Source organism: Acinetobacter sp. UBA3461, from assembly GCF_002381195.1.
GTDB classification, from domain to species: Bacteria; Pseudomonadota; Gammaproteobacteria; order Pseudomonadales; family Moraxellaceae; genus Acinetobacter; species Acinetobacter schindleri.
In genome coordinates, this window is the sequence record NZ_DFRO01000048.1 from 55884 (window position 1) to 82820 (window position 26937).

Consider the following 26937-nt stretch of genomic DNA (forward strand, 5'->3'; position numbering starts at 1 on the left):
GAATATGTCACCGATGAAAAAGGGATTGATCTTATTCAGTGCAGTTTTCCTGTCCTGTTCAGTCCAGGCTGGCAGTACCGTCCGAGTTTATGCGGCCGCCAGTCTGAGCAATGCGGTGACGGATATTGCCAGACGTTATGAAAAACAGTATTCCTCAATCAAAGTAGTGCTGGTCTTTGCAGCATCTTCATCGCTTGCCCGGCAAATTGAAACTGGCGCACCGGCTGATATTTTTTTCTCTGCCGATCAGGACTGGATGAATTATCTGGTAAAAAAACAAAAAATAGCTAGATCTCAAGTAAAGCCCTTATTAAGCAATGAACTGGTATTAATCAGTCCTTTACAGCGTCAGCAAAGCTTTCAGGCCAGTTCTCAATTTAATTTTGCCCAGCCCTTTCAGGGGTATGTATGTACCGGACAAATGGAATCTGTGCCTGTCGGTAAATATGCCAAACAGAGTCTAACCAATCTGAAATGGTTAAAGGGTCTGCAAGGCCGCATTATCGGAACAGATAGTGTTCGTTCGGCCTTGGCTTTTGTGGAACGTGGTGAATGTCAGGCCGGGATTGTGTATAAGACCGATGCGTTACAGAGTAAAAAAGTGAAAATTGCTGGGGTCTTTCCAGCTCATACGCATAGCCCGATTGTCTATCCAATTGCCTTGACTCAGCAGGGCAGTAAAAATGCCGATGCAGTCAAATTCATACGTTTTATGAGTCGGCATACCGAGGCGAAAAAGATTTATCAGCACTATGGTTTTAAACTCTAGGATGGTTCCAGTATGCTGACACCAGAGGAACTCAGTGCATTGTATCTGTCAGCAAAAGTTGCAGGTTTTGCCACAGCGATCAGTTTGCCGTTTGCCATTTTATTGGCGTGGATTCTAGCACGTCATGAGTTTCGCTTGAAATATGTGGTGGAAACACTGTTACACCTACCGATGGTTTTGCCACCTGTGGTATTGGGCTATTTATTATTGATTGTCTTTGGTGGCAATGGCTGGATTGGACAATGGTTGCAGCAGTGGGGCATTCAGCTGGCTTTTAACTGGAAAGGTGCAGTGCTGGCCGCCATGATTGTGGCTTTCCCCTTAATGGTGCAACCGATCCGGTTGTCCTTTCAGATGATTAATCCGCAACTGGAACAGGTAGCAAATTCTTTGGGTGTTCAGCCCTATAAAGTCTTTTGCAGTATCAGCCTACCGCTGGCGTTGCCCGGTATTCTGATTGGCAGTATTCTCTGTTTTAGCCGCAGTCTGGGCGAGTTTGGTGCCACCATCACCTTTGTTGGCAATATTCCTGACGAAACCCGTACTATTCCGATTGCGATCTATTCCCTATTACAGCAACCTGATGGCGAACAGATGGCTTTACGACTGGTGCTTTTATCTCTAGGTCTGGCTTTTGCAGCATTATTGGCGAATTACTGGATTATGCAAAAATATCAGCAGAAAATTCAGGAGCGCTAATGCTGCAATGTGAGTTTCATTATCAAAAGGATACTTTTAGTTTAGATGCAGCAGTCCAGATGCAGAATTCTGTCTTGGGAATTGTTGGACCTTCGGGAGCAGGCAAAACTACTTTTCTTAAATTACTCCTTGGACTCTATCAACCACAATCTGGCTATATTCATTTAAATAAACAGATCCTGACTGATGCAAACCAGAAAATTCATATTTCAATCCATCAACGCAAAATCGCCTTGGTATTTCAGCAGGCGATGCTGTTTCCACATATGAATGTTGAACAGAACCTGCTTTACGCCAAAAAATGGGGCAAATTGGAACAGGAAAAATTCCAATTAAAGGAGATTGCTGAATTATTGGAAATTGATCATCTATTGCAGCGTCGGGTTCAGCAATTATCGGGTGGGGAAGCACAGCGTATTTCGATCGGGCGGGCGCTGTTGTCCAGTCCTGAATTACTGCTCTTGGATGAGCCATTGACTGGCCTGGATACCAAACTGAAACAGCAGATCCTGCCATTTTTTACTCGCATCCGCGATGAAATACAGGTGCCGATGATTTATGTGACCCATCATCATGAAGAGCTGGAACAGCTGGATGCAGAAATTATTGAATTACAGGATCATCAGCTAAGCAATTCGCCGAGATAACTTTTTTTAAGAATACTTATAAAGAGAAAATAAAATAAATTTCAAGTAATTTGGCTTGGCGTATAATCTTCAGCCATTACCGGATACTACATGGATGAATATGACGGATATTGCACAGACCGAAGTAACGCGGTCTGCCTCAAAAATGGTTTTACCCATTGTCTTTGCTGTTGCCCTTGCACATTTCTTAAATGACCTGATTCAAGCCTGTTTACCAGCCATCTATCCCTTATTGAAAACTAATTATAACCTGAGTTTTGGTCAGATCGGCTTAATCTCTCTCGTGTATCAATTGACGGCGTCTTTATTACAACCTTGGGTGGGCTTCTATACTGACAAATATCCAAAGCCTTATCTTTTACCGATCGGTATGGGCTTTACCCTGTTTGGGATTCTGCTGTTAGCTCTATCTCAGAGTTTTGTAATGCTATTGGTTTCCGCTGCAATTATCGGGATCGGTTCTTCGACTTTTCATCCGGAAGCATCGCGCGTAGCGCGTATAGCTTCTGGTGGCAAGCTCGGTACTGCACAATCAGCCTTTCAGGTTGGTGGCAATAGTGGCTCTGCAGTAGGACCGTTACTGGCTGCACTGATTATTATTCCGAATGGGCAGGCGTCTTCAGCATGGCTGATGCTGTTTGCTGCTTTTGGTATATTTGTATTATTTAAGGTTAGCCGCTGGACCATCACGAATAGCCAGACACAACTGAAAAAGATGGGTACTACAGCAGCGTCCAAACTGCATGGAGTCACTTTAATCCGTGCACTTGGTGTCATTGGTATCCTGATGATCGCCAAATTTACTTATACCGTGAGCATCAGTAATTATTTTACTTTTTACCTGATTGATAAATTTGGTATCTCAATTCGAGATGCGCAGCTCTATCTATTTGCCTTTTTGGGCGCCGTCGCTTTGGGTACTTTCTTTGGCGGGCCGATCGGCGACCGGATCGGCCGTAATGCAGTGATCTGGTTTTCATTTTTAGGTATGGCACCATTTGCCTTACTCATGCCGTATGCCAATTTATTCTGGACTTGTATCTTTTCAATTTTCGCTGGCCTGATTTTATCATCAGCATTTTCAGCGATGGTGGTGTATGCTCAGGAAGCAGTACCAGGCCGTGTGGGTACGATTGCCGGTTTGATGTTTGGCGTAATGTTTGGCATCAGTGGGATCGCAGCAGCAGGATTAGGTTATGTGGCAGATCATACCAGCATTGCCTGGGTATTCCAGTTATGTTCATACCTGCCATTATTGGGCATACTGAGTTTCTTCCTGCCTAAAACTCAAAAATAAAAACAGGATCAAGACCTACGTTCAAAACAGAATATTGCCTATCTTAAAACCTCAAAGATGAAGCATTTTTGAGGTTTTCTTTATATTTCATCTGAACTTTATAAAGGGAAGATTAGGTAAAAATATGTGATTGATATTACATTGCTTTATTTAGTAAATATTATGTTAGATTATAATGAATAAAATATATCCAATTTAAGAATTGGAATAATAATTGCTTAATCTAAAACAAAGAAAAATCAATTCAGTAACTACAAATTTGGAGGGGAAGCGATGAAAGTAAGAATAATATTTACTCTCGCATTATTAGGCGGCATGTGTATGTTTACGACCATCACTATGGCAGGTGAGGGTGGTTTGCATTTTGCAGAAAAAAATATTGCTAAGGCAGCAGAATATCTTGAGAAAAAGAAAATAACGGTAGCAGATAGCGAAGTCTTACATGCCAAAACAGTCGAAGCTAAAATTCAAAAATAAGTATTTAAGCTATCCAGAATAAAGCTCACGCCATCATGAGATAGGTGAGCTGTTCTGCAAGTTATCAAGTTATATAGATCCACTACTGAAATATAATTTGCATAGATTCATAAACAGCATTTCTGTAGAGATAAATTTTTACTCCTACAAAAGATGCCTAAATTGCTGCTACTCCAGTTTCGCTGGTTCTGATTCGCACGACCTGCTCTAAGGGCGTGACAAAAATTTTGCCATCACCAATTTTATCGGTACATGCCGCTTTAATAATACCTTCAATGACCTGATCCACCTTTTCATCCGGGACGGCAACTTCTACTTTTACTTTCGGAAGGAATTCAGCACTATACTCAGCACCATGATACATTTCAGAGTGACCTTTCTGGCGCCCGGCACCTTTTACCTCAGTGACTGTCAAACCATGAACACCCTGATGAGAAAGTTCAGCACGTACATCATCGAGTCTGAATGGTTTAATAATTGCTGTTATTAATTTCATCTCGATCTCCTTGGCTTATCTTAATTCTTTAAAAATAGAAGCCATTGAAGAGAGATACAATTTAAATATGTATTTACTGTTTCAAATTCACTTCATAGACACGAAATCCGCCTGAATGATTTTTCAGATTGCTTTTGTATGAATAAAAGGGAGGATTAAGTTAGAAATGAGTACTGTTACTTTTTTTAATCTTATTTCTTTGCTTTAATTCTGCTTATCCTGATTTAACCTTAACCAATCCTCATTTTTAATATAAAAATAATTAATTCAGAAGCTTAGTTTAAAAAATTATTTTCTAAGTGATTAGCAATGAAATAGTGACCAAACATTTATTAAATACAGCTTCACAATTCAAAAGAATTCCGCTAAAACTACAATCAAATGTTAATAAAATGTAATTTTTTGTATGAAAAATTTATTTTCAGCACTCATTGCTGTTGGGGCTCTAACGGGTTGTATCAATACCACTCATATGGGACACGGAGCTGACCGTAAACAACTCATGTTGTTATCTCAAGATCAGGTCGTTGAACAGGCGAAGCGTAAATTTACCCAAAAAACGGGACTTATCGAAAAAGAATATTTAAGTGAAGCTGAAATACGTTGCGCTAAAATTATGAACAGGATAATTCCTTATACGGATCATTACATTTCAGCAGATCGAACAATTAAATGGGGCGTTCATCTTTATCATTCAGACAAATCCAATGCAGGTGCCTTGGCTAATGGGATGATTTTCATGAGCTACAAGATGGTAAATCGTGCGATGCTGGATGATGAAGCGCTGGCGTACATTCTGGCGCATGAAATGGCACATGTTATTCGTGAGCACCAGCGTGAAACACAGAGCTGGAAATATATTGTAAGTCCACTTTTAGTGGGAACTGCCTGGGCAACAGCAGGAACTTCAGCACTGATTACGGGCATATTACATGATGGGTATGGTAGTACCTATCAGCGCCGCATGGAGAAAGAAGCAGATTTGTTGGGACTCGAACTCATGGCAAGAGCAGGATATAACCCTAAACAGGGAATTGCAGTATTCGCTCAGTTCTATCCGACTTTTCTGAAAGAATACCCGATACAAAGCAAATTACCTGCATTTATGCAACGGCATCCATCTTTAAAGCAGCGTTTAAAATATGCTGAAGAAAATCTGGATAGCCCGATGGCGCTTTATGATAAAAGCACTACGGAACAGTTGAGCTCTAAAAATCTGATTGAAATCAAACAAGATCCGAATACGAGGTTACTGATTAATGGTCAACTGGTACGTAATATTGATATTGAGTCGATCACCAAGGATGCAGAAGGTAAGCTCCATTATGTACTCAAATCGAATGTGCAAACCAGCGTCACCAGTCAAAGTCCAGTGAGTCAACCCAAAGACGCCTTGAGCACAGTGAAAAGGGTGCTATAACTTGATAAACATGGATTTACCAGACTTCAACAGCATATGATTTATAGTGTTTTAAACTGAAATCAATTGTTTGATGATGCGTTGAAATGAATGAGAGTAAATACCAAGAAATTAACCGCTAAATTGCTCACGGCCCATTGGACACGTGAGCAGGACATTATACTGATTGAAAATAATAATTTACCTATTGAACAACTCAGTGAAATGCTGAAATGCAGTCAAGAAGATATTATGGCCCGCCGAAAAGTCTTAGGGCTGGTGACGCGCAATAAACAGTTAAGACGGCTTTTATAATGATTGAATTAACCTTGCATGATGCCATTTACGCCCGTGACAATCATATCAATCGCAATTGTCCCAATCAGCAGTGCAGCAACACGACCAACAATATCGACATATAAATCGATATAGTTGGAGTATTTATGCTGTAAATGATCATGTAAATATTTCATCAGAATTAACAGGCTACAGGTCAGAAACAGGGTAGAGAAAATCACCAGAATGGTTTGCCATAAACTGAGCTGAATGCCGGTAATCACGGATGCCGAAATGGTTCCTGGACCAATCATAAAGGGCATGGCAATGGTGCCCGCCAGATGACTGGGTGCACCACGCATGACCCCAATCGTATCGGCACCTTCAAATACATAACGATAGCCAATCACCAGAAAGATAATACCGCCAAAAATCTGAAAGGATTCAAAGCGGACATGCAGCACTTCCTGAAAGAAGGCTTCACCAGTTTTTGCAAAAATGATGAACACAATAAAGCTGATCAGACTGCCCTGAATCAATGCCATGTTGAATACTTTAGCCTCGGAATTACGGATAATTCCGAGCATGTAAATACTCATCAAAAAAGGATTGAGCAGGGAGAAAAATAGGGCAAAGGCATTTAAAGTTTCTGACATTATTCAATCCTTTTTAATGGGTCTTATCCTAAGATTCGCGATCCGGAAACAGTGGGCGTTTACCCGGACTAATCCGGTTGATATGCAGATACATCATATGACGTTCATATTTATCCAGAATGTCATTGATCACCTGTTCTTTGCTATAACCCACCAGATCATTGCCCTGAGAACCTTCAAATAGGTAACTTTCCAGACGGTAGTAATAGCGTTTGGTACGTTTCCCGCGGGCACTGAAGTTTGGCGTGTCATAACGTACTGGCCAAATGGCATAGACAAAGTTTTCTTCTTCATCCAGCTGAATGACTAAATCCAGATGATAAAGTTCAGGTTCATGATCAACCGGTTTTTCCTGTACATCAACGTGTATCCCTTTGCTGATTAGCTCGCTGGCTACAGCCTGAATTGCCGGTTTACACACGTCATCCAGCATGTTTCGGGTTTGGTTCAAGCTGGGATGCAGCATGACCCGACTCAGGCGTTTCTTCCAGTTAAAAATATCGACATTGCCGACCACAGGCGCTGCATTCAGACTGGTACTGGCTTGACGGAAATCTTCAAGTCGCAAAGATTTATATAAACCTGCCATCACAAAGAAGATCACGAAACTAAAGGGCAGGCCCATAATAATCGTGGTGTTCTGTAATGCTGTCACGCCATTGGCCATCAGCATCGCCAAGGTCAGCAAGCCAATCGCAATCGCCCAGAAAATACTGAGCCAGCGTGGAGAGTCATGCTCGATATTGCTAAATTTAGTGGTGAAATTGCCTAATACCAATGCTCCAGAATCTGCCGAGGTCACATAGAATAATAAACCGGTAATCGTGGCCACGCCTGCGGTAAACATAAAGCCGGGATATTGGGCTAACAGATCATAAAAACCGTGGGCCGGGTTATCGAGAACAGTCGCTGCTAACTGAGTATTACCATCAAAAATAACGCTATATAAGGCGCTGTTACCAAAAATAGATAACCAGGTCAGGGTAAATAACAATGGAATAACCAAAGTCCCAGTGACAAATTCACGAATGGTACGACCACGTGAAATCCGTGCCAAGAACAGCCCCACAAAAGGTGACCAGGCGATCCACCAGGCCCAGAAGAACAAGGTCCAGCTATTCATCCATTCTTTCGGCTGCTCAAAAGGAAAACTGGTCAAAGACAGTTGAGGAAACTGGCTGATGTAGTCGCCAAAGTTCTGGATCAAGGCACCCAGTAAAAACTCGGTATTGCCGACAAATAGAATGAACAGCAGTAATCCGATCGATACGTAAATATTGATCTCTGAAAGAATGCGAATACCTTTGTTGACCCCCGCAGCGACAGAAAAAATCGTAATAATCACGGCCACCAGAATTAAAGCGGTCTGGACCCAGAGATTTTCCGGTAAACCAAACAGCACATGCAGACCATAATTTAATTGTACGACGCCAATACCGCAGGTGGTGGCAATACCAAAAATCGTCCCGAGTACCGCAGCAGTATCTACTGTATGTCCAATTGGACCATTAATTTTTTTACCGAAGATGGGATAGAGTGCCGAACGGATGGTCAGTGGCAGGTTATAACGATAACTGAAATAGCCCAGTGCGACCCCAATCAGTGCGTACATACTCCAGCCGGTTAAACCATAGTGAAACAGCGTCCAGACCATGGACTGACGTGCAGCCTCAAAGGTTTCGCCTTCACCCACCGGTGGATGCATATAATGGGAAAGCGGTTCTGCCACCGAGAAAAACATCAGGTCAATCCCGATTCCGGCAGAAAATAGCATCGCCGACCAACTCAGTAGACTAAATTCTGGCTTGGAATGTTTAGGACCCAATTTAATTTCGCCATAACGTGAGCAGGCGATAAAAAGGATAAAGACCAGATACAGTGTTGCCGCCAACAGGTAGTACCAGCTAAAGGTCGCACTGACCCAGTTTAAAATATTGGTAATAACCTGATTGGCCTGTTCATTAAATAAAATGGTGATAATAGAAAACAGCAGAATAAGCGTTGCCGAAAAATAAAAGACCACTTTATTCAGACTATCTTGCACCTCTTCGTTTTTCTTTTGCATAAATCCATGACCATCGTTTTGTTGCCGGATGATCTACAGTGCAGTGTGATTTGAAAGCAAGAGCCTGCGGTAAAGCTGCCTTGTTTTTGTGAATTACAAACTTTTGCAAATCCAAAACAAACTGCGCTGTACATCAAGGGTGAGCTGGCACTATAATTTTTATTAATTGAACGTTCAATTAAAAAAGCGTTTATGAATTGTTACATCACTCTGCTATTGATCTAGCAGAATGGTTTTCTATTGTTATATTCGTTATTCAGGTTAGTCTTATGCCAAAAGTTGGTATGCAGCCGATCCGTCGCCAGCAATTAATCGATGCCACCTTAGCTGCCGTGAATGAATTGGGTTTTGCCGAAAGCTCAATCAGTCAGATTGCCCAGCGCGCCGGAGTATCAACCGGCATCATAAGTCATTATTTTGGCGGTAAAAATGGGCTCATTGAAGCAACGATGCGTTATTTATTGCAGCAGTTAGGTAAGTCTGTTGCAGAAATGCAGTCCCAAGTGGATAGCACACCTGAACAACGTTTACTGGCCATTGTGCGAGGCAACTTTGCTGCCCCACAAACAGATAAAGCGGCCATGAAAGTCTGGCTGGCATTTTGGGCCAGCAGTCTGCATCAACCTGATTTACACCGTTTACAGCAGGTCAACCATTACCGGCTGCATTCCAATATCAAGCATGAATTCATGAAAGTGCTGCCTAAGGCACAAGCTGAAAAAGCCGCTCAAGGACTGGCTGCGCTGATTGATGGCTTCTGGTTAAGGGGTGCACTGATTAATGAAGAACTTGACCCTGAAATGCCGATAGAACTTTGTAGTGACTATATCCGACAGCAACTCAAGAATGACTCAACTGCGAGGGAATCCCATTGACACACTTTAATCTGCAACGTCCTTATATCCACGGACAATTTGTCGATGCTATATCCAACAGCACATTTGAAACAATTAATCCGGCGACCGGCGAAGTTCTGGCGGAAGTCCAGATTTGCAGCAAAGACGATATCGACCGTGCAGTAAAATCTGCTCAGCAAGGGCAAAAAGTCTGGGCAGAAATGACGGCGATTCAACGTTCCCGTATTTTGAACAAGGCAGTTGCTATCCTCCGTGAACGTAATGACGAGCTGGCACGTTTAGAAAGCCTCGACAGTGGTAAAGCATTCAGTGAAACATCCACCGTCGATATTGCGACAGGTGCAGATGTACTCGAATACTATGCGGGCATTTTGCCAGCATTAGAAGGCCAGCAAATCCCGCTCAGAAGCAGTTCTTTTGTTTATACCCGCCGTGAACCTTTGGGTGTGGTTGCCGGAATTGGTGCGTGGAATTACCCGATTCAAATTGCCTTATGGAAATCTGCTCCTGCACTGGCAGCGGGCAATGCCATGATCTTTAAGGCGAGTGAAGTAACGCCTTTAACTGCATTAAAACTGGCAGAAATTTATACTGAAGCAGGTGTACCGCATGGTGTATTTAATGTGGTGACCGGTAGTGGTGAAATTGGTGGCTATCTGACTTCACATCCGGACATAGCCAAAGTTTCATTTACCGGTGGTGTCGCGACCGGCAAAAAAGTCATGGCCCAAGCTGCGAATTCCAGCCTGAAAGAAGTGACTATGGAGCTGGGCGGAAAATCCCCGCTGATTATCTGCGAAGATGCCGATCTGGATCTGGCAGCAGATATAGCCATGATGGCCAACTTCTACAGTTCCGGTCAGGTCTGTACCAATGGTACCCGCGTATTTGTACCTTTAGCCTTAAAAGCAGAATTCGAAGAAAAGATTCTGCAGCGCATTCCTTATATCTGTATGGGGGATCCACTTGATCCTGACACCAATTTTGGTCCAGTGTCCAGCTTCTCTCATATGGAAAAAGTGCTGGATTATATCGAACAGGGCAAAAAAGAAGGCGCTCGTTTACTTTGTGGTGGTGGCCGTGCCGAAGATGAGCAATTTGCCCAAGGCGCTTATGTGCTACCCACGGTATTTACCGATTGCCGTGACGACATGACAATTGTCCGTGATGAAATTTTTGGACCGGTCATGAGTATCCTCAGTTATGACTATGAAGAAGAAGTGATTCAACGTGCCAATGCCACAGAATATGGTCTGGCCGCTGGTGTAGTCACGCCTAATTTGTCGCGCGCCCATCGGATCATTCATCAGATCGAAGCCGGTATTTGCTGGATCAATACCTGGGGCGAATCACCGGCAGAAATGCCAGTGGGTGGCTATAAACATTCAGGTGTAGGTCGCGAAAACGGTATTGTCACACTACAGCAATATACCCAGACCAAATCAGTTCAGGTGGAATTGAGTCCTTTCCAATCCGTGTTTAACGCATAAGGGGAGGATGAATGAATTACGACTATATTATTATTGGTGCAGGTTCTGCGGGTAATGTACTGGCTGCGCGTTTAACGGAAGATCCAGAGATCAAAGTCTTGTTGCTGGAAGCGGGTGGTCCGGATCATCGGTTGGATTTTAGAACCCAGATGCCAGCCGCTTTAGCTTATCCCTTGCAGGGACGCCGTTATAACTGGGCCTACCTGACCGACCCCGAACCACATATGAATAACCGTCGGATGGAATGCGGTCGTGGTAAAGGCTTGGGTGGTTCTTCGTTAATTAACGGCATGTGCTACATTCGCGGTAATGCCATGGATCTGGAACAGTGGGCCAGCCTGAAGGGGCTTGAACACTGGAGCTATGCCGAATGTCTGCCATATTATAAAAAAGCGGAAAGCCGTGATATTGGTGGCAATGATTATCATGGCGATTCTGGACCGGTTTCGGTGGCAACGCCTAAACAGGGCAATAATGAACTGTTTCATGCCATGATCGAAGCGGGTGTACAGGCCGGTTATCCACGTACCGATGATCTGAACGGTTACCAGCAGGAAGGCTTCGGTCCTATGGATCGAACTGTGACGCCGCAAGGCCGTCGTTCCAGTACAGCACGTGGTTATCTCGATATGGCCAAAGGTCGCGACAACCTGACGATTATTACCCACGCCATGACCAACCGGATTCTGTTTAATCGTAATCAGGCAATTGGTGTGGAATATTTCGAAGGACAAAATACCTTACAGCCGATTCAGGTGTTTGCCGATCGTGAAGTGCTACTTTGTGCTGGTGCAATTGCCTCACCGCAAATCCTGCAACGCTCCGGTGTGGGTCCGGCTGAACTGTTAAAAATTCTGGATATTCCTGTGGTTCAGGATTTGCCAGGCGTGGGTGAAAACCTGCAAGACCATCTGGAAATGTACCTGCAATATAAGTGCAAAAAACCTGTCAGCTTATATCCAGCACTCAAGTGGTATAACCAGCCGATGATTGGCGCTGAATGGTTATTTTTAGGTAAAGGTATTGGGGCCAGTAACCAGTTTGAAGCCGGTGGTTTTATCCGCTCTTCAGACGAATTTGACTGGCCCAATATCCAGTATCATTTCCTGCCTGTAGCAATTAATTATAATGGTACCAATGCCATTCATGAACATGGTTTTCAGGCTCATGTGGGCTCTATGCGTTCACCGTCACGTGGCCGTGTTCGTCTGCAATCCAAAGACCCGTTTGAGCATCCAAGTATTCTGTTCAACTATATGAGTACCGAGCAGGACTGGCGTGAATTCCGCGATGCCATCCGCATTACCCGGGAAATCATGCATCAGCCGGCATTAGATCCCTATCGTGGTGAAGAAATCAGTCCAGGAAAACATCTACAAACAGATGCTGAAATTGATGAATTTGTTCGTAATCATGCAGAAACCGCGTATCATCCATCGTGTAGCTGTAAAATGGGTGAGGATGACATGGCGGTTGTCGATGGTTATGGACGCGTACATGAAATGCAGGGGCTGCGTGTGATTGACGCCTCCATTATGCCTTTGATCATTACCGGCAATCTCAATGCAACTACGATTATGATCGCTGAAAAACTGGCAGACCATATTCGTGGCAAACCTGCTCTTGCGCCTTCATCGGCACCTTTTTACAAGGCGCTTCGCGCTTAAATCATAGTTTTATTCCTGTCATCTGGCAAAGCAGGAGTAAAACGAATTTCAATTTTTTCCCAAAAACGGAGATAAAACCTCGACTGCTGTCGTTTTATCTCCGGCTTTGCTTAATACAATTTATATTTTATGAAAATATTCAATCAAACAGTGCTGTTTGGCTGTGCTGCTGTTTCAAGTTTTTACTGTTATGCCGATGATGCGGAAGTAAAACAAATAGAAGCAAGTGGAAACTTGAGTGTGGTATCCAAATATATCTCCCGCGGTTTGACCAATGTACCTGAAAATGATGACGTTGCTGTACAGGCTGCATTGAATCTGGCTTATGGCAATTTTTATGTTGGATATTGGGGATCTACGCTTGGATACTCTTATGCAGAAGTGCAGGGGCGTCCGGGACATCGTTCAGACAAATTCGAGCATGACTTTCTAGTGGGTTATACCCATAGCAGCGAAAATTATGACTGGGATTTATGGAACGCAACCTATTATTATCCGGGCGGCAAGCATACTACCGGAAATGAGCTGGGTTTAAATGTAAGTCGTGCGTTGAATGATCAGACCAGTATCGGGGCCAGCATATCGACCTATCTGTATGATGTGGCTTATGCCAATCAGGGCGATACTTTTTATACACTTAACCTGAGCCACCAGTTGAATGATCGCCTGAATGCCAGCGTTACGGCAGCAGGGAGCTATTTTAACGATGAAGGCAAATATGAGGGCGGTGAACTGGGCGATACCGAAAAGCAGTTTGCCTTTCGTTATGCTTCTGCCGGACTCAGTTATGCGCTTTTACCGCAGTTGAGTGTGTCGGGTGAATATATCTTTGGCGGTTATGACCGCTATGCTGACAAGCAGCGTAATCTTGCAGTATTTGCCCTAAGTTATGATTTCTAAGATTATCTCAGACTAGGCAGGTGAAAATCTGCCTCATCCGCAACCTTGATTGATCATATAATTCATGACTTGAAGTAGATTCATGCTCCTGTAGCTCAGGAAAGACTGAGGGCCTAGTTTAATCTGCCAGAATTTCAGACAAATATTATCAATTTCATAAAATAATTCTATAATAGCGGCCATTCTCGGCAGCGTTATCCAGACACTTCGTCAAATGGCATAACCTGACCATTTTCTATTTTTCATTCAAGTTCTCCTCCGTGAACCGGCTTGTATATTCAGATTCAGCATCTTATCTGTCTGTGACGGCACATAAGAATATTTAGGTATCCACATGGAAATTAAGGTCAATTATCTCGATAATCTACGCCAGGAAGCCAAGTTCGATGACTTCACGGTGATTGCCGATCAGCCGATCCGCTATAAAGGCGATGGTTCGGCACCTGGCCCATTCGATTATTTTCTGGCGTCGTCGGCACTTTGTGCGGCTTATTTTGTCAAAGTCTATTGCGCAGCACGTGACATTCCAACCGATAATATCCGCCTTTCGCAAAACAATATTGTTGATCCTGAAAACCGCTATAAACAGATTTTTAAAATCCAGGTTGAACTGCCGGCTGATATTTCTGAAAAAGATCGCCAAGGAATTTTACGTTCGATAGACCGTTGTACCGTCAAGAAAGTAATTCAAACCGGTCCTGAATTTGTCATTGAAGAAGTGGAAAGTATTGATGCGGATGCTCAAGCCTTGTTAATGCCAAGTCTAGCTTCTGAAAACAGTACGTTTATTCCAGGTAAAGACCTTCCGCTGGAAGAAACGATTGCCAATATGTCTGCCATTCTAGCAGGGCTTGGCATGAAAATTGAAATTGCCTCTTGGCGTAATATCGTGCCGAATGTGTGGTCGCTACATATCCGTGATGCGCAGTCGCCAATGTGTTTTACCAATGGTAAAGGTTCAACCAAAGAAAGTGCGCTGGCATCTGCCTTGGGTGAATTTATTGAACGCCTGAACTGCAACTTCTTCTATAATGATCAGTTCTGGGGTGAAGATATTGCCAATGCAGAATTTGTGCATTATCCAGATGAAAAATGGTTCCAGCCAGGTCCGAATGGCGAACTACCTGCAGAAGTTTTAGATGAACATACCCGTGAAATTTATGATCCTGAAGATGAGTTATTGGGTACCCATCTTTATGACACCAACTCGGGTAATAAGGCTCGTGGCATCTGTTCATTGCCATTTGTACGTCAATCTGATGGTGAAACCGTTTATTTTCCGTCGAATCTGATTGAAAACTTATACCTGAGCAATGGTATGAGCGCCGGGAATACGCTGGCTGAAGCGCAAGTACAATGTCTGTCTGAAATTTTTGAGCGTGCAGTTAAACGCGAAATTCTGGAAGGTGAACTGGCACTTCCGGATGTGCCTGAACATGTTCTGGCAAAATATCCAAAAATTGTTGAAGGCATTAAAGGTCTGGAAGAACAGGGCTTTCCGGTTCTGGTCAAAGATGCGTCATTAGGCGGCCAGTTCCCGGTGATGTGTGTCACCTTGATGAACCCGCGTACCGGCGGTGTATTTGCCTCATTCGGTGCCCATCCTAACTTTGAAGTGGCCTTAGAGCGTAGTTTGACTGAATTGCTGCAAGGTCGTAGTTTTGAAGGTCTGAATGATCTGCCAAAACCAACCTTTAGCAGCAATGCAGTGACTGAACCGAATAACTTTGTTGAGCACTTTATTGATTCTAGTGGTGTAGTGTCTTGGCGTTTCTTCAGCGCGAAATCAGATTATGATTTTGTCGAGTGGGATTTCACCAATAATGGTCAAAACTCGAATGCGGATGAAGCTCAGGAATTATTCACGATTCTTGAAGACATGGGCCATGAAGTTTATATGGCGGTGTATCAGCATTTGGGTGCCACCGCTTGCCGTATTCTGGTACCGGGCTATTCGGAAATCTATCTGGTAGAAGATCTGGTTTGGGACAATACCAACAAGGCTTTGTTATATCGTGAAGATATCCTGAATCTGCATCGACTGGATGATGAACAACTGCAAGCATTGGTTGAGCGTCTGGAAGAAGCAGATGAGGATGACTATACCGAGATCAAAACCTTGATCGGTATCGAGTTCGATGAAAATACTGAATGGGGCCAGCTCACTATTCTTGAACTGAAACTTCTGATTTATGTGGCTTTGCAGCAATTTGAAGAAGCTAAAGATCTGGTTGAGCAGTTCCTGCAGTTTAATACCAATACCGTTGAACGTGGCCTGTTCTACCAGTGCATGAATGTCGTTCTGGAAGTCATGCTGGATGATGACATGGAACTGGAAGATTATGAACACAACTTCCGCCGTATGTTTGGTGATGAACGTATGGATGCGGTGATGGGTTCAGTTGAGGGCACAGTTCGTTTCTATGGCTTGGCTGAAACCAGTATGAAGCTTGAAGGGCTGGATCGTCATTTGCGCCTGATTGAAAGTTACAAGAAACTGCATGCAGCGCGTGCCAAGTTTGTAGCCCAGCAGTAATCCATAGATAGCTGCATCAAAAAACCGCCTCAAGATAGGCGGTTTTTTATTGCTTTAAATATTTAAGATTTACAAATCAGACAAATTCCTGACAAAAAGCTACAGTATTTTGCGCCAATACTGGGCATAAATTAATTCATAAACAGTGATTTACATAATGAATAGTCAAATACTCATTTGCTATTCATATTTAAGAACCCGATAAAATAATCTTAATGATATTTAATGAGGAAGATGAATGTACCTCAAACAGCTGATCGAAGAATTAAAAGTAGAATTTAATTCTTCTTCGACTGATCCCGAGCAGCAGATTGATCACGCTTTACATCAGCTGATTCCACACAGTCTGGAGGTGCCATATCCGGGTGAAGGACAGACCTTAAAACGCTGGAAAATCCTGAGTCAGGTTGCTGCCATAGACTTGAGTCTGGCCAAGCTATATGAATCGCATCTAGATGTACTGGCGATACTGCATGAACTACATGCTGATCCTGAGCAGATTGTCGGATTGACTGCTATCTGGGCAGCAGAGGGTGGTCCTAAACCTTTACAGCTGGAAGATGATCTGCTTTCCGGAATTAAACCATGGTGTTCAGCCGCGGGTCAGGTACAGCAGGCTTTATTGACCTATCGGGATGAAGAAGAACACTCGCAACTGTTACTGGTAGATATGACCCAGCATGGGATTCAGATCAATACCAGTGCCTGGCATGCTGTAGGGATGCAATATACACGCACGGCTGAGGTCAGCTTCAATCAGGTCAAAGTCAAAACCATTAGCAAGCCAAACTATTATCTGGATCGTCATGGATTTTGGCATGGTGCGGCTGGCGTCGCTGCCTGCTGGTTTGGTGCAACACTCAAACTGGCTGGTTATTTAAAACATGCCATGCATCATAAAACTAATCCATTTAGAGAAATGTATCTGGGTGAGGTCAGTAGCAAGCTGTATGCAACTCGTGCACTATTTCATGAAACTGCAAAATTGATTGATGCCGACCCTAGATATAACCATGAATTGATAATTCGAGCTTTACGTGCCCAGGTCGAAGACACTGCACTAGCAGTACTGGAACTTTGTGGTAAAGCCTTGGGTGCAGCACCATATTGCCAGCAGGTGGATTTTGCCCGCTGTGTAGCAGATTTGCCCGTATTTATCCGGCAAAGCCATGCTGCATTTGATTTGCAGTGTATTGGTCAACTGACGATGGAGGATGAACAGACATGGGCACTTTAAAACATCCAATCGTTGAAGACCGTATTATTCAGGGTGAAGGAACAGCGCTAGAAGAATGGCAGCAGAGTCAGCAGCTCCATCATTTAAAAGCGCTTGAACTGAGTAAAATATTTCCCCTAAATAGTCGCATTTGTATTGTTGCTCCACATCCGGATGATGAAATTCTTGGCTGTGGCGGACTGATTCAGCAGCTGGATGCAGCGGGTTATGAGATTGTTCTGTTTGCAGTCACCAATGGCACAGCCAGTCATCCCGACTCGAGACTATATACACCAGAGCAGCTGGATCATATCCGACCTCAGGAAACAATAAACGCTTTAGGCGTTCTCGATCTGAAACAATCGATACCGCGTATTGCGCTGAATATCCAGGATGGTGAGGTAGCGCAACAACGTGACCAGTTGGCAGCTGCTTTAAAACCGTATTTGCAAGCAAATGATATTCTGGTAACCACTTTTGAACATGATGGCCATCCTGATCATGAGATTACAGGTCAGGTAAGCAAACAGCTTGCAGCAACGCATTCTTTAAAATGTTTACAGGTGCTGATCTGGACTTGGCATTGGGCCAGTCCTGGAGATAATCGTATTCCCTGGCATAAAGCCCTTAGACTTGAACTCAACGCAAAGCAGTTAGCGCGTAAAATACAAGCCATGCAATGTTTTAAAAGCCAGCTTGAACCGGACTCCAGTACAGGTAAAGCTGCTATCGTATCGGGCAGCGCATTAGCACGTCTTTTACAGCCATGGGAGGTCTATATTGATGACGAAGGCCATCTATAATCATGACTACTTCGCCGAGCTGTATCGCATAAATAATGGCGATCCCTGGCAGTATGAACAGCGCTGGTATGAGAAGCGCAAACGCGATATGACCTTGGCTGTACTACCTTATCCGAAATTTAAAAATGGTATTGAAATTGGCTGTAGTAATGGGGTACTGAGCGCCGAGCTGGCTGAACGATGCGAAGCTTTACTGTGTATGGATGCCAATTCGACCGCCATACAGCTAGCGAATCAGCGCCTGATCCATGATCATGTCAAAGTGGTGCAGGGGATTGTGCCACTGGATTTGCCAACACAGCAATTTGATCTGATTGTTGCCAGCGAAATGCTATATTACCTTGAAGAAAATATTCTGCTGCAACTGATTGAATGGATGAATACGCATCTCAGTCCACAAGGCTGTATTGTGGCTTGCCACTGGAGACATGCGATTGAAGGCTTCAGTCTAAATGGAGAACAGGTTCATCAGATTTTAAAACAGCGATTGCATTATTATCACCACACACAGTTACAGGATGCCGATTTTTTTCTGGATGTCTGGACACATGACGTAAATTCGATAGCCGTACAAGAAGGATTATTATGAAAAAAATTGGTGTTGTCATTCCGGCCTGTAACGAAGAAGAAGAAATCGAACATTGTCTACAGGCACTGGAACGGGCACGCCAAAAATTTTATCAAGACATGTCTCAAAGTCATGGCATACAAATTCAAATTCTAGTCGTGATGGATAGCTGTACTGATGCTACAGCAGAAAAGTTAAACACTTATAATGTTTTAGCTATAAGTTGTAATTATCGTTGTGTAGGAAAAACCCGTGATCTCGGTATACAGCATTTGATCCAACAAGGCTATGACTGGATTTGCTGTACGGATGCAGATTCCAGAGTACATCCAGACTGGTTTAAGACCATGCTGCTGCATCAGCCTACACATGTGATTTGCGGAGTCGTTGAAATTGCGCAATGGGATCACTTAAGTTTAGCTACCCAAAAAAAATATCTGCACCATTATCAGGATCATATGGGGCATCGGCATATTCATGGGGCCAACCTTTGTTTTAAAGCATCGAGTTATAAGGTTCTTGGCGGCTTCAAACCTATGCCATGTCATGAAGATGTAGATCTGGTTAAACGCGCAGAAAAAATGGGAATGCATATTACCTGGTCTAACCAGTTGAGAGTGGTGACCAGCAGTCGCCTGATTTCACGTGTCCGTGAAGGATTTTCACAATTTTTATGGAGCATTGAACGACAAAATCAGGATAACAAATCCAATACAAAATGCCTGAGAAAAATTATTTGAAAGTTTTTGAAACTATATTTTTCAATGAATCATAGGCTTAACAATTTGGCCGATTTTTTTGATTAAAACCTATTCCATTTAAAATAAAACTGCTTATAATTCATCCAAATTAAGCCCTGTGAACTAATACATTTCAAGTATAAGTTCATGGGGTTTTTCTATGGATCAACGGTTTGGGATACCGCACCGAAATTTTTACTGGTTCTTACTATGTACGCTCCGTTATTACCTGCTTCTCTTCGTGCGCTTCCACGTAGTCATTGGCAACGTATTGCCACTGCACTATGTTTTTTCGCTCTGGGTTTTAGTACTGCTGCCTGGGCACCGTTGATTCCACTGGTGCAGCAGCGCCTGAATTTAAGTCATTCAGATTTCGGTGTGTTATTGCTTGCCGCGGGCGTAGGTTCAATGATCGCCATGCCATTGGCAGGTCGTATGGCACATCGTTACGGCTGTCGTTCTGTTATCGCTACAGTATTGGCCGCATTTGTTTTAATTCTGCCTGCATTGGCATTTAGCCCGACTAAATTGCTATTGGCAGCCGCTTTATTTTGCTTCGGTGCTAGCGCTGGCGCACTCGGCGTATCGGTTAACCTTCAGGCAATTAAACTGGAAAGTCAGCAACGTAAAAGCATGATGTCACTGTTCCACGGCGTATGTAGCCTGGGTGGTTTGGCAGGTGTGTTAGGTATGACCAGTATGCTGGCATTTGGTCTTGCACTGCCTTTAAGTGTACTGGTGATCAGTATGAGCATTTTACTGATCATGGTATTTGCTGTGCCATTCTGTCTAAAAGCAGAAGCTGCAGCTGAAGCAACAGAATCTGAAGATACTACCCAGAAAGCTGCCCATAAACCACGTCCAACATTTGCAATTCTTTGCATGGGATTGATCTGTTTTATCGCTTTTCTGTCTGAAGGCGCAGCGATGGACTGGAGTGGAATTTACCTGAATACTCAATTTAAAGTTCAAGCATCTCAAGCTGGTCTAGCTTACAGTTGCTTTGCTGCTTTAATGGTTGCAGGACGTTTAAGTGGCCATCTGATTATTCGCTTCTTTGGTGAAAAGAACACGATTCTGTACAGTGCCACTTTGGCAGGTTTGGGTCTTCTGACTGTGGTATTTGCACCAGTGTGGTATGTGGCTTTGATTGGTTATGCGATCCTGGGGCTGGGTAGCGCCAATATCGTTCCGTTGATGTTCTCACGTGCAGGACGTCAAACTGAATTACCAAAACATATTGCTTTATCTTATGTTTCTGTATTTGCTTATACCGGTTCTTTGCTTGGGCCAGCATTGGTGGGATTCGGAAGCGAGATCATGGGTCTAAGCCAGGTATTCTTTATCATTGCAGTTGGCCTGATCAGCATTACTGTACTGAACCAGCTGACTTCTGCTCCAGCAACTGCGGCAGAAGCAGAAAAAACACAAACACCAGCATAAAGCTGGTGTTTTTTGTTTAAATCAAAGCAATTTAATGCTGTAAATAAAGATCGTGAGAGGGTGACTTGCTAAGTGGCTGGTAAATATACTGGCTACTTACATGTTTAAGATCTTTTAAGAAACAATCACGCCAATGCACAATGTCATAGTCTATCAGGCCTTGAAATAGCGCCTGATAACGTGCAATACGTTCAGACTTCGGCATTTTCACTGCCAGCTTTAAGGCTTTGATCATGCTGTTGTTATCATGAGGATCGACCAGTAAAGCTTCACGCATCTGTTCAGCAGCACCCGCATATTTGGACAGAATCAAAATGCCCGGATTTTCTGGATCCTGAGCAGCAATATATTCCTTCGCTACCAGATTCATGCCATCACGTACCGAATTGACCCAGCAGATTTCCGACTTGCGATATAAACGCATCAAAGCATGATGGCCTAAAGCATCATAATGACAGTCAAAGACCGGTTGATCTGCATGAGGGAAATCCTGATTCAGCTGATCGACACCTAGTTTTAAATCCCGATACAGATTGGCATAGGTCGGAACTTCCAGTCGGCAAGGACAGGCAATCTGAAACTGGCGTATCTTCGACAACATTTCAGGAGTTTCCTGGAAACATTGACGCAGCGCATCCACCTTCTGTAATAAGCCTTTGCTATAGTCAATTCGGTCTACTGAAATGATATGTTTAACATCAGGTGATGAACTGAAATCAAATGGCAGTTCAGTATGAGTGAGTTGTCCCGCACGACGCTGGATTGCAGTAGGATGCACACTGATCGGATAAGCTTTTACTTCTACCTGACGCTGTCCATTACGCAGAATATTGTTGGTATGTGCAGTTAGAGACAGGGTAGTTTTCAGGAAATCATAACAGTTTCTCTGATCCTGCTGCGTTTGCATGCCAAGCAGGTCATATTGTGCCAAATGTGCTGCAAGATGCTGGCTGCAGGCTAGATCTTGCCATTTTTGTGTCGCTGGAAATGGAATATGCAGGAAGAAACCGATACGATTGCGCATGCCCAACTGACGGCAGTAATGTGCAACACTTAAGAAATGATAGTCATGCACCCAGATCATGTCACCCGGTTCAATAATTTTCTGCAACTGGCGGGCAAATTTGAAATTGACATCCTGATAGATCCGGTAATCCTGATCTGAGTAATCAATATATTGATTCTGGTCATGCATTAGCGGCCATAGTGCACCATTTGCAAAACCGCAGTAAAAACCCTGATATTCAGCTTCAGAGAAACTACAGGTATGATATTCAATCTGCTGATCTTTCAGGACGTCAAAGGAATTCTGCCTATACGCCGTCTTTTTGCCATTCCATCCCATCCAGATGCCACCTATACCATTTAGGGCATCTTCCAGAGCAACCGCAAGACCACCTGCCTGAGTAGCATTCGGGTTCGGTAATGTTACACGGTTGGATAATACAATGAGTCGGGACACGTTTTTTCTCCTTTCATTTCTTGTTTTAACGCTTTTAGTGATGTTAAAAATTCATGTAAGAAAAAACCGACATCTGCCACGTCGTCTAAACGAGCTTTGGCTGCGCTTTCTCCTGGGCCAACTTTGATTGACATACCTCCATAGTCATTAATGATGTGAAAACCAGCTTCATCCGTTAAATCATCCCCAATGAAAATGGGGTAAAACTGCTCAGCTTCAAGATCCTCTAAAATATGCTGGATTGCCGCACCTTTATTGCAACCGTGGGGAACCAGTTCATAGACACATTTGCCGCTTTTTAATTCAAAACTTGAAAATTGTTTAAGATAATTATCAATAATGGCTTTTGCCTGATCTGCATATTCAGGATGTTCACGGAAATGCAGAGCAACTGAATGGGTTTTGTGTTCTACCCGAATCGGCTGCCATTTATGCTGCTGCTCAAGCACACTAGATTTGAGTTGTTCGAGTTCTTTGTGATTGATATAAACAAGTTTTTGACCTATACCATCTTGCTGTAGCAGCTCTATGCCATGTGATCCGATAATATTCCAGCGATAAGGCTGAATCAGTCGTTGTGCTTGCTCGATAGAACGTCCGGTAACCAGATATAAAGGTAAAAATTGCTGGATTTGTGCAATATTATTTAGGGTGGAAGAGGGGATAAAACTCTGTTCAGGATCTGGATGAAATTCTGAAAGTGTACCGTCAATGTCTAAAAATAAAATACAGGGTAAGGAATTATATTTAGCTCTCCGATCCAGCTTTTTCGCTATCTCGGTATAAATAGAATCTAGAACAGCATTTGTAGTTTTCATTGTTAGTGTGTAATAAATTACAGTCTCTTGATGCATTGATTATTTTTATAACATGTCAAGATCTGTGATCTGCTTATTCCTATAATGAATAATACATTTCACCTATCTACTGTAACGTTGCAATATCTTGTAAAAATGTCTTGAAAATCACATTTCTATAAAATTTTCTCTCAATCAGAAATTTCAAAAATCTATCAAGATATGAATAAGCATAGTTTTGTATAAGAATTTTTATGACAAACAAGGAGCATTGTCAGTTTATAAATGCAGTGTTAAGAAGTGATCTAAAAAGAAAAACAGAGAGAAGAAGATCATTTTGTCAAAGCAAACTTAATAAAAACTATGAATATAGATAAAAATGCACGGTTCATTGATCGAGGAATGCATCATCATAATAATTAGGATATAAGCAATGAAGCTGCTCAATAAACTTTATGCTGTTATGGCAGCGACGGTCACTGTGGTTGCAGTGACCGTGGGTGTGGTCAATAAAACTTTCACACCCCTCAGCAAGTCACTTCAGATTTAAGTTACCTAGAACCACAATCTTTTACTAACTCTACAGGCATGACACAATCTGCCATTACATTAAAAAATACTAAATTAGGAACACGACAGTTCGAAAGTCAAGTTTAACCCCCATTACTCAAAAATGCAGATGCAAAATGGAGCAATTACACTCGCGATTATGATTATCCCAATATGGTCACTTTGCCTGTACAGTGGATTAAAATGCGTGATGGTACCAAAATCGCAATTCGTGTTACCTTGCCAGCTGATCAGAATAAACAACCTGATTTTACTAAACCTCATCCAGTGATTTTAATCCAGACAGCCTACAATACAGGCTTTGCAGGCCAGATTGCGGATATGGCAGGCGGCCCGAATCCTGAATTTGTACGCCGTGCTTATGCCACAGTAGTTGCCGATGTACGTGGTACCGGTTCTTCAGAAGGGGGATGGCAGGCATTTGATGGCATTGAACAGCAGGACAGTTTTGAAATTATTGACTGGGCCGGCAAACAGTCATGGTCAAATGGTAATATTGGTCTCTATAGTGTTTCTTATCTAGGTATTACCAGCCTGCTAGGGGCGTCTACCCAGCATCCAGCCGTAAAAGCCGCATTTCCAATGGTATCAATTGGTGATGGTTGGCGTGATATTTTATTCAATGGCGGGCAGCTTAATACCAATTTTATCCCATTATGGATGAGTCTGGTTGGCTTGCTTGGTGCATTACCAGTTGATGCGATTCAAAATGATCCGGTGAATGGTATTACTCTAAGGCTGGATAAAATTCAGAATTTGCTGAAGGCAAAGCCTCACCATCAAATCATTCTTGTTTTCAAAATTAGCTTTTAAAATATAAGTCGGATTATCTCTTGGGAATGTTAGTAGCTATAAATACAAATTGAATAAATATCATTATTATTATTTAAAACTGAAAAAAACTAACAGATAAAAATTTTATGCTTTATGATCAGCATATTGAAAATGCTTTATGAAAATTCTGCAGGAAGACATGTTAGAACTTCGTCATTTAAAAACTTTAGTTGCTTTACGAGAACATGGTTCATTGGTCGCCGCTGCAGGAGATTTGTGTCTTACACCTTCAGCCTTATCTCATCAATTGCGTGAAATTGATCAATGGTTTGGCGTAGAAGTCGTAAATCGCCGTAGTCGGCCTGTGAGCTTTTCCAATGTTGGACAGCGATTACTTAAACTGGCAGATGAAATATTGCCTCAGGTACAGATCGCCCAAAGTGATATTACTCGCATTGTCCACGGACAGACGGGACGTATCATTTTCTCATCTGAATGCCATAGTTGCTTTGACTGGCTGATGCCTTTACTCAATCAGTATCGCATCCAATATCCAGATGTAGATTTAGACTTTGCCTCAGGTTTTGAAGCCAATCCGCATGAGCTGTTACAAACTGGTGAGTTTGACTTGCTGATTACTGCAGATCCGATCGCATTAAAAGGGATAGAGTATTTTCCGATTTTTGAATATGAGTCACGTTTGGTACTTTCCAATACTCATCCACTGGTACGTGCCAAAGAGATTAGCGTACAGCAACTGGCAGAAGAAACACTGGTGACTTACCCGGTGGATAAACATCGCCTGGACATCATGTCACGCCTGTTTATTCCCGCAAATATCTTACCAAAGCAAATCCGGACGACTGATTTAACCCAGATGCTGATTCAGCTGGTGGCAAGTGGACGCGGCATTGCCGCATTACCGGACTGGGTGGTGAATGAATATGAACAGAAAGGCTGGGTAAGCTCACGCCGTCTGGATTGCGTCGCACCTGAAGGATTACGCCGTACTTTATTTGCAGGCTATCGCACTGAAGAAAAACAGAAAGATTATTTTGAAGGATTCCTGAAGCAGCTAGAACGGTTCTCCAAGAAAAGAGAGGCATATTATGATTAACGCTTGTTACCATTTCTTTGAAAGTATGTGTTATTCAAGAAAGACTCTGATCCACTGTTCAAACTGAAAGCTTGAAAATAATCCAGCCAAGACCAGAGCCTTTCATTTCAACTCAAGCCGCAAATAAAGGACTGAATCCATGCTTACGCAGCAATTTCCGGTACATGCTGGAACTGCGATCTGCCGGGAAATGTGCTTCTAAAGACAAGTCCAAAGGCAGATATTCAGGTTTCTGGTTTTCGACGATTAACCGGTCTTCTTCAAAAATTTTCAGGTTAAAGTCATAGGCATCTTCAACTGGCAGGTCTTTGTCATAATTCCGGCAGATGGGTGCAAACAGCCGCGTAGTACGTGCTGTCATAGGCGAAGCTGCATTCATAATGACTTGTTTGGCATCATTGGGAAAATGAATGGTCAAGGTCGCGGTAAAGGGTACACTGATCTCAAAATGGCGTAGCCATTTAAAGTCTTTTGCACCGCGCTGATCCAGCCCGATCGGATAGCGTCCAACTGTACTGATATAGTCAGCAGCAAAACCATCATCGGTTTCATAGGTTTGATAATCGGGTACTTCTGAATTATCTGGATCGCCAAAAGTATCTGGATGTACCCATGCAAAGTGTGCGACATCAATAAAACCTTCTAGCTGCCGACCGGCAAAACACTGAATATCAACTTTCGGGCAAACCAGTTGCTGGTAATCTGCTTCATCCCAGTAAGGCATTTGCGGAATATTTGCTTCAGCCTGTTTATCTGCCAGCAGTGAGCACCAGATCAGACCATATTTTTCTACGGCGGCATAGGTTTTTAGATTGAAACGCTCAGAGATTTTTTGCTGCGGATGGGCCGGGATACGATTACATTTTCCACCTGATCCAAAGCGTAGACCGTGATAAGGACAAACCACACCTTGTCCATCATTTTTTCCCAGACTTAAAGCAACCCCTCGATGTGGACAGGTATCTCGCGCCACAATAATTTCATCCCCGATTTTATAAATTACCAAGGGCATATCCAGCAACATGGTCCCGATTGGCTGTTCAGAGACTTCGCGTGCCAAGGCTACCGGATACCAGTATTGCGCTAACAGATGCCAGTCATGTTCTGAAAATGTCATATGAACAGGTAAGTCAGGCTGATACGTGAGGATGGTTTTACTATTCATGATTGCCTCAAATCGGTGTTATTCGATTGAATATAGATCAACAGCCTATTC

General features: G+C 43.0%; 24 protein-coding genes. 18 read left to right on the forward strand and 6 right to left on the reverse strand.

Annotation, left to right across the window (positions count from 1 at the left end; genetic code table 11):
- Positions 1 to 13 precede the first annotated feature (13 nt).
- The 5 genes from modA to B3D47_RS14225 all read left to right on the forward strand — a co-directional run bounded on the left by modA (position 14) and on the right by B3D47_RS14225 (position 3889).
- Entirely contained in the window at positions 14 to 769 is a 756-nt protein-coding gene (gene modA / locus B3D47_RS14205; RefSeq protein ID WP_286862667.1) for a molybdate ABC transporter substrate-binding protein, read from the forward strand.
- Between the two features lie 12 nt (positions 770 to 781).
- On the forward strand, positions 782 to 1468 hold the full coding sequence (gene modB / locus B3D47_RS14210; RefSeq protein WP_108675985.1) for a molybdate ABC transporter permease subunit: 687 nt from the start codon (positions 782 to 784) through the stop codon (positions 1466 to 1468).
- Positions 1468 to 2115: an ATP-binding cassette domain-containing protein gene (locus B3D47_RS14215; protein WP_286862669.1), complete on the forward strand. Its 648-nt coding sequence runs from the start codon at positions 1468 to 1470 to the stop codon at positions 2113 to 2115. Before modB ends, B3D47_RS14215 begins: the two co-directional genes overlap by 1 nt.
- Positions 2116 to 2209: 94 nt before the next feature.
- Positions 2210 to 3412 carry an MFS transporter gene (locus B3D47_RS14220; protein ID WP_286862707.1) on the forward strand — a complete coding sequence of 401 codons (1203 nt, stop codon included), beginning with the start codon at positions 2210 to 2212 and terminating at the stop codon, positions 3410 to 3412.
- A 321-nt stretch (positions 3413 to 3733) separates the two neighbouring features.
- Positions 3734 to 3889 (forward strand): hypothetical protein, encoded by a 156-nt coding sequence (locus B3D47_RS14225; RefSeq protein ID WP_286862670.1) that lies wholly within the window; start codon positions 3734 to 3736, stop codon positions 3887 to 3889.
- Between the two features lie 157 nt (positions 3890 to 4046).
- Here the strand turns inward: B3D47_RS14225 and B3D47_RS14230 are convergent, their stop codons facing one another.
- Complete coding sequence (locus B3D47_RS14230) at positions 4047 to 4385, reverse strand: P-II family nitrogen regulator (protein ID WP_008303518.1); 339 nt, start codon at positions 4383 to 4385, stop codon at positions 4047 to 4049.
- 406 nt (positions 4386 to 4791) lie between these two features.
- Between B3D47_RS14230 and B3D47_RS14235 the strand changes: the two genes are divergently transcribed.
- Complete coding sequence (locus tag B3D47_RS14235) at positions 4792 to 5805, forward strand: M48 family metallopeptidase (protein ID WP_004809385.1); 1014 nt, start codon at positions 4792 to 4794, stop codon at positions 5803 to 5805.
- A 302-nt stretch (positions 5806 to 6107) separates the two neighbouring features.
- Here the strand turns inward: B3D47_RS14235 and B3D47_RS14240 are convergent, their stop codons facing one another.
- Positions 6108 to 6716 carry a MarC family protein gene (locus B3D47_RS14240; RefSeq protein ID WP_103800003.1) on the reverse strand — a complete coding sequence of 203 codons (609 nt, stop codon included), beginning with the start codon at positions 6714 to 6716 and terminating at the stop codon, positions 6108 to 6110.
- Positions 6717 to 6744: 28 nt separating this feature from the next.
- A complete protein-coding gene (locus B3D47_RS14245) occupies positions 6745 to 8781 on the reverse strand; it encodes a choline transporter (RefSeq protein WP_004809379.1) in 2037 nt (678 codons plus the stop codon).
- Positions 8782 to 9050: 269 nt separating this feature from the next.
- Here B3D47_RS14245 and betI point away from each other — a divergent pair, with 269 nt between their 5' ends.
- The 10 genes from betI to B3D47_RS14295 all read left to right on the forward strand — a co-directional run bounded on the left by betI (position 9051) and on the right by B3D47_RS14295 (position 21001).
- On the forward strand, positions 9051 to 9656 hold the full coding sequence (betI, locus tag B3D47_RS14250) for a transcriptional regulator BetI (protein WP_005222098.1): 606 nt from the start codon (positions 9051 to 9053) through the stop codon (positions 9654 to 9656).
- Positions 9653 to 11128, forward strand: coding sequence for a betaine-aldehyde dehydrogenase (gene betB, locus B3D47_RS14255; protein ID WP_286862675.1), 1476 nt, complete (start codon positions 9653 to 9655; stop codon positions 11126 to 11128). The genes betI and betB overlap by 4 nt, the downstream gene beginning before the upstream one ends.
- Positions 11129 to 11139: 11 nt before the next feature.
- Positions 11140 to 12795 carry a choline dehydrogenase gene (gene betA, locus B3D47_RS14260; protein WP_286862676.1) on the forward strand — a complete coding sequence of 552 codons (1656 nt, stop codon included), beginning with the start codon at positions 11140 to 11142 and terminating at the stop codon, positions 12793 to 12795.
- A gap of 129 nt (positions 12796 to 12924) precedes the next feature.
- Complete coding sequence (locus B3D47_RS14265) at positions 12925 to 13695, forward strand: hypothetical protein (RefSeq protein WP_005222093.1); 771 nt, start codon at positions 12925 to 12927, stop codon at positions 13693 to 13695.
- 334 nt (positions 13696 to 14029) lie between these two features.
- Positions 14030 to 16231: an OsmC domain/YcaO domain-containing protein gene (locus tag B3D47_RS14270; protein WP_286862678.1), complete on the forward strand. Its 2202-nt coding sequence runs from the start codon at positions 14030 to 14032 to the stop codon at positions 16229 to 16231.
- 238 nt (positions 16232 to 16469) lie between these two features.
- Positions 16470 to 17468: an acyl-CoA dehydrogenase gene (locus B3D47_RS14275; RefSeq protein ID WP_286862680.1), complete on the forward strand. Its 999-nt coding sequence runs from the start codon at positions 16470 to 16472 to the stop codon at positions 17466 to 17468.
- Positions 17456 to 18250 carry a PIG-L deacetylase family protein gene (locus B3D47_RS14280; RefSeq protein WP_286862682.1) on the forward strand — a complete coding sequence of 265 codons (795 nt, stop codon included), beginning with the start codon at positions 17456 to 17458 and terminating at the stop codon, positions 18248 to 18250. The genes B3D47_RS14275 and B3D47_RS14280 overlap by 13 nt, the downstream gene beginning before the upstream one ends.
- A complete protein-coding gene (locus B3D47_RS14285; RefSeq protein WP_005222089.1) occupies positions 18231 to 18839 on the forward strand; it encodes a class I SAM-dependent DNA methyltransferase in 609 nt (202 codons plus the stop codon). The genes B3D47_RS14280 and B3D47_RS14285 overlap by 20 nt, the downstream gene beginning before the upstream one ends.
- Entirely contained in the window at positions 18836 to 19558 is a 723-nt protein-coding gene (locus B3D47_RS14290) for a glycosyltransferase (RefSeq protein ID WP_004894797.1), read from the forward strand. The genes B3D47_RS14285 and B3D47_RS14290 overlap by 4 nt, the downstream gene beginning before the upstream one ends.
- Before the next feature lie 210 nt (positions 19559 to 19768).
- On the forward strand, positions 19769 to 21001 hold the full coding sequence (locus tag B3D47_RS14295) for an MFS transporter (RefSeq protein ID WP_034434010.1): 1233 nt from the start codon (positions 19769 to 19771) through the stop codon (positions 20999 to 21001).
- Between the two features lie 31 nt (positions 21002 to 21032).
- Here B3D47_RS14295 and B3D47_RS14300 read toward each other — a convergent pair whose 3' ends face one another.
- Together B3D47_RS14300 and otsB are read right to left on the reverse strand one after the other, a co-directional pair.
- Positions 21033 to 22463, reverse strand: coding sequence for a trehalose-6-phosphate synthase (locus B3D47_RS14300; RefSeq protein WP_286862685.1), 1431 nt, complete (start codon positions 22461 to 22463; stop codon positions 21033 to 21035).
- Entirely contained in the window at positions 22430 to 23281 is an 852-nt protein-coding gene (otsB, locus tag B3D47_RS14305) for a trehalose-phosphatase (RefSeq protein ID WP_228127687.1), read from the reverse strand. The genes B3D47_RS14300 and otsB overlap by 34 nt, the downstream gene beginning before the upstream one ends.
- Before the next feature lie 702 nt (positions 23282 to 23983).
- Here otsB and B3D47_RS14310 point away from each other — a divergent pair.
- Positions 23984 to 24643 (forward strand): CocE/NonD family hydrolase, encoded by a 660-nt coding sequence (locus B3D47_RS14310; RefSeq protein WP_286862687.1) that lies wholly within the window; start codon positions 23984 to 23986, stop codon positions 24641 to 24643.
- 160 nt (positions 24644 to 24803) lie between these two features.
- The gene (locus tag B3D47_RS14315; protein ID WP_004894786.1) at positions 24804 to 25721 is read left to right on the forward strand and encodes a LysR family transcriptional regulator; all 918 of its coding nucleotides are present in this window, start codon (positions 24804 to 24806) and stop codon (positions 25719 to 25721) included.
- Between the two features lie 112 nt (positions 25722 to 25833).
- On the opposite strand, the gene B3D47_RS14320 is transcribed toward B3D47_RS14315, so the two are convergent.
- Positions 25834 to 26886, reverse strand: a complete 1053-nt coding sequence (locus tag B3D47_RS14320) for an aromatic ring-hydroxylating oxygenase subunit alpha (RefSeq protein WP_004894784.1) — start codon at positions 26884 to 26886, stop codon at positions 25834 to 25836.
- Positions 26887 to 26937 lie beyond the last annotated feature (51 nt).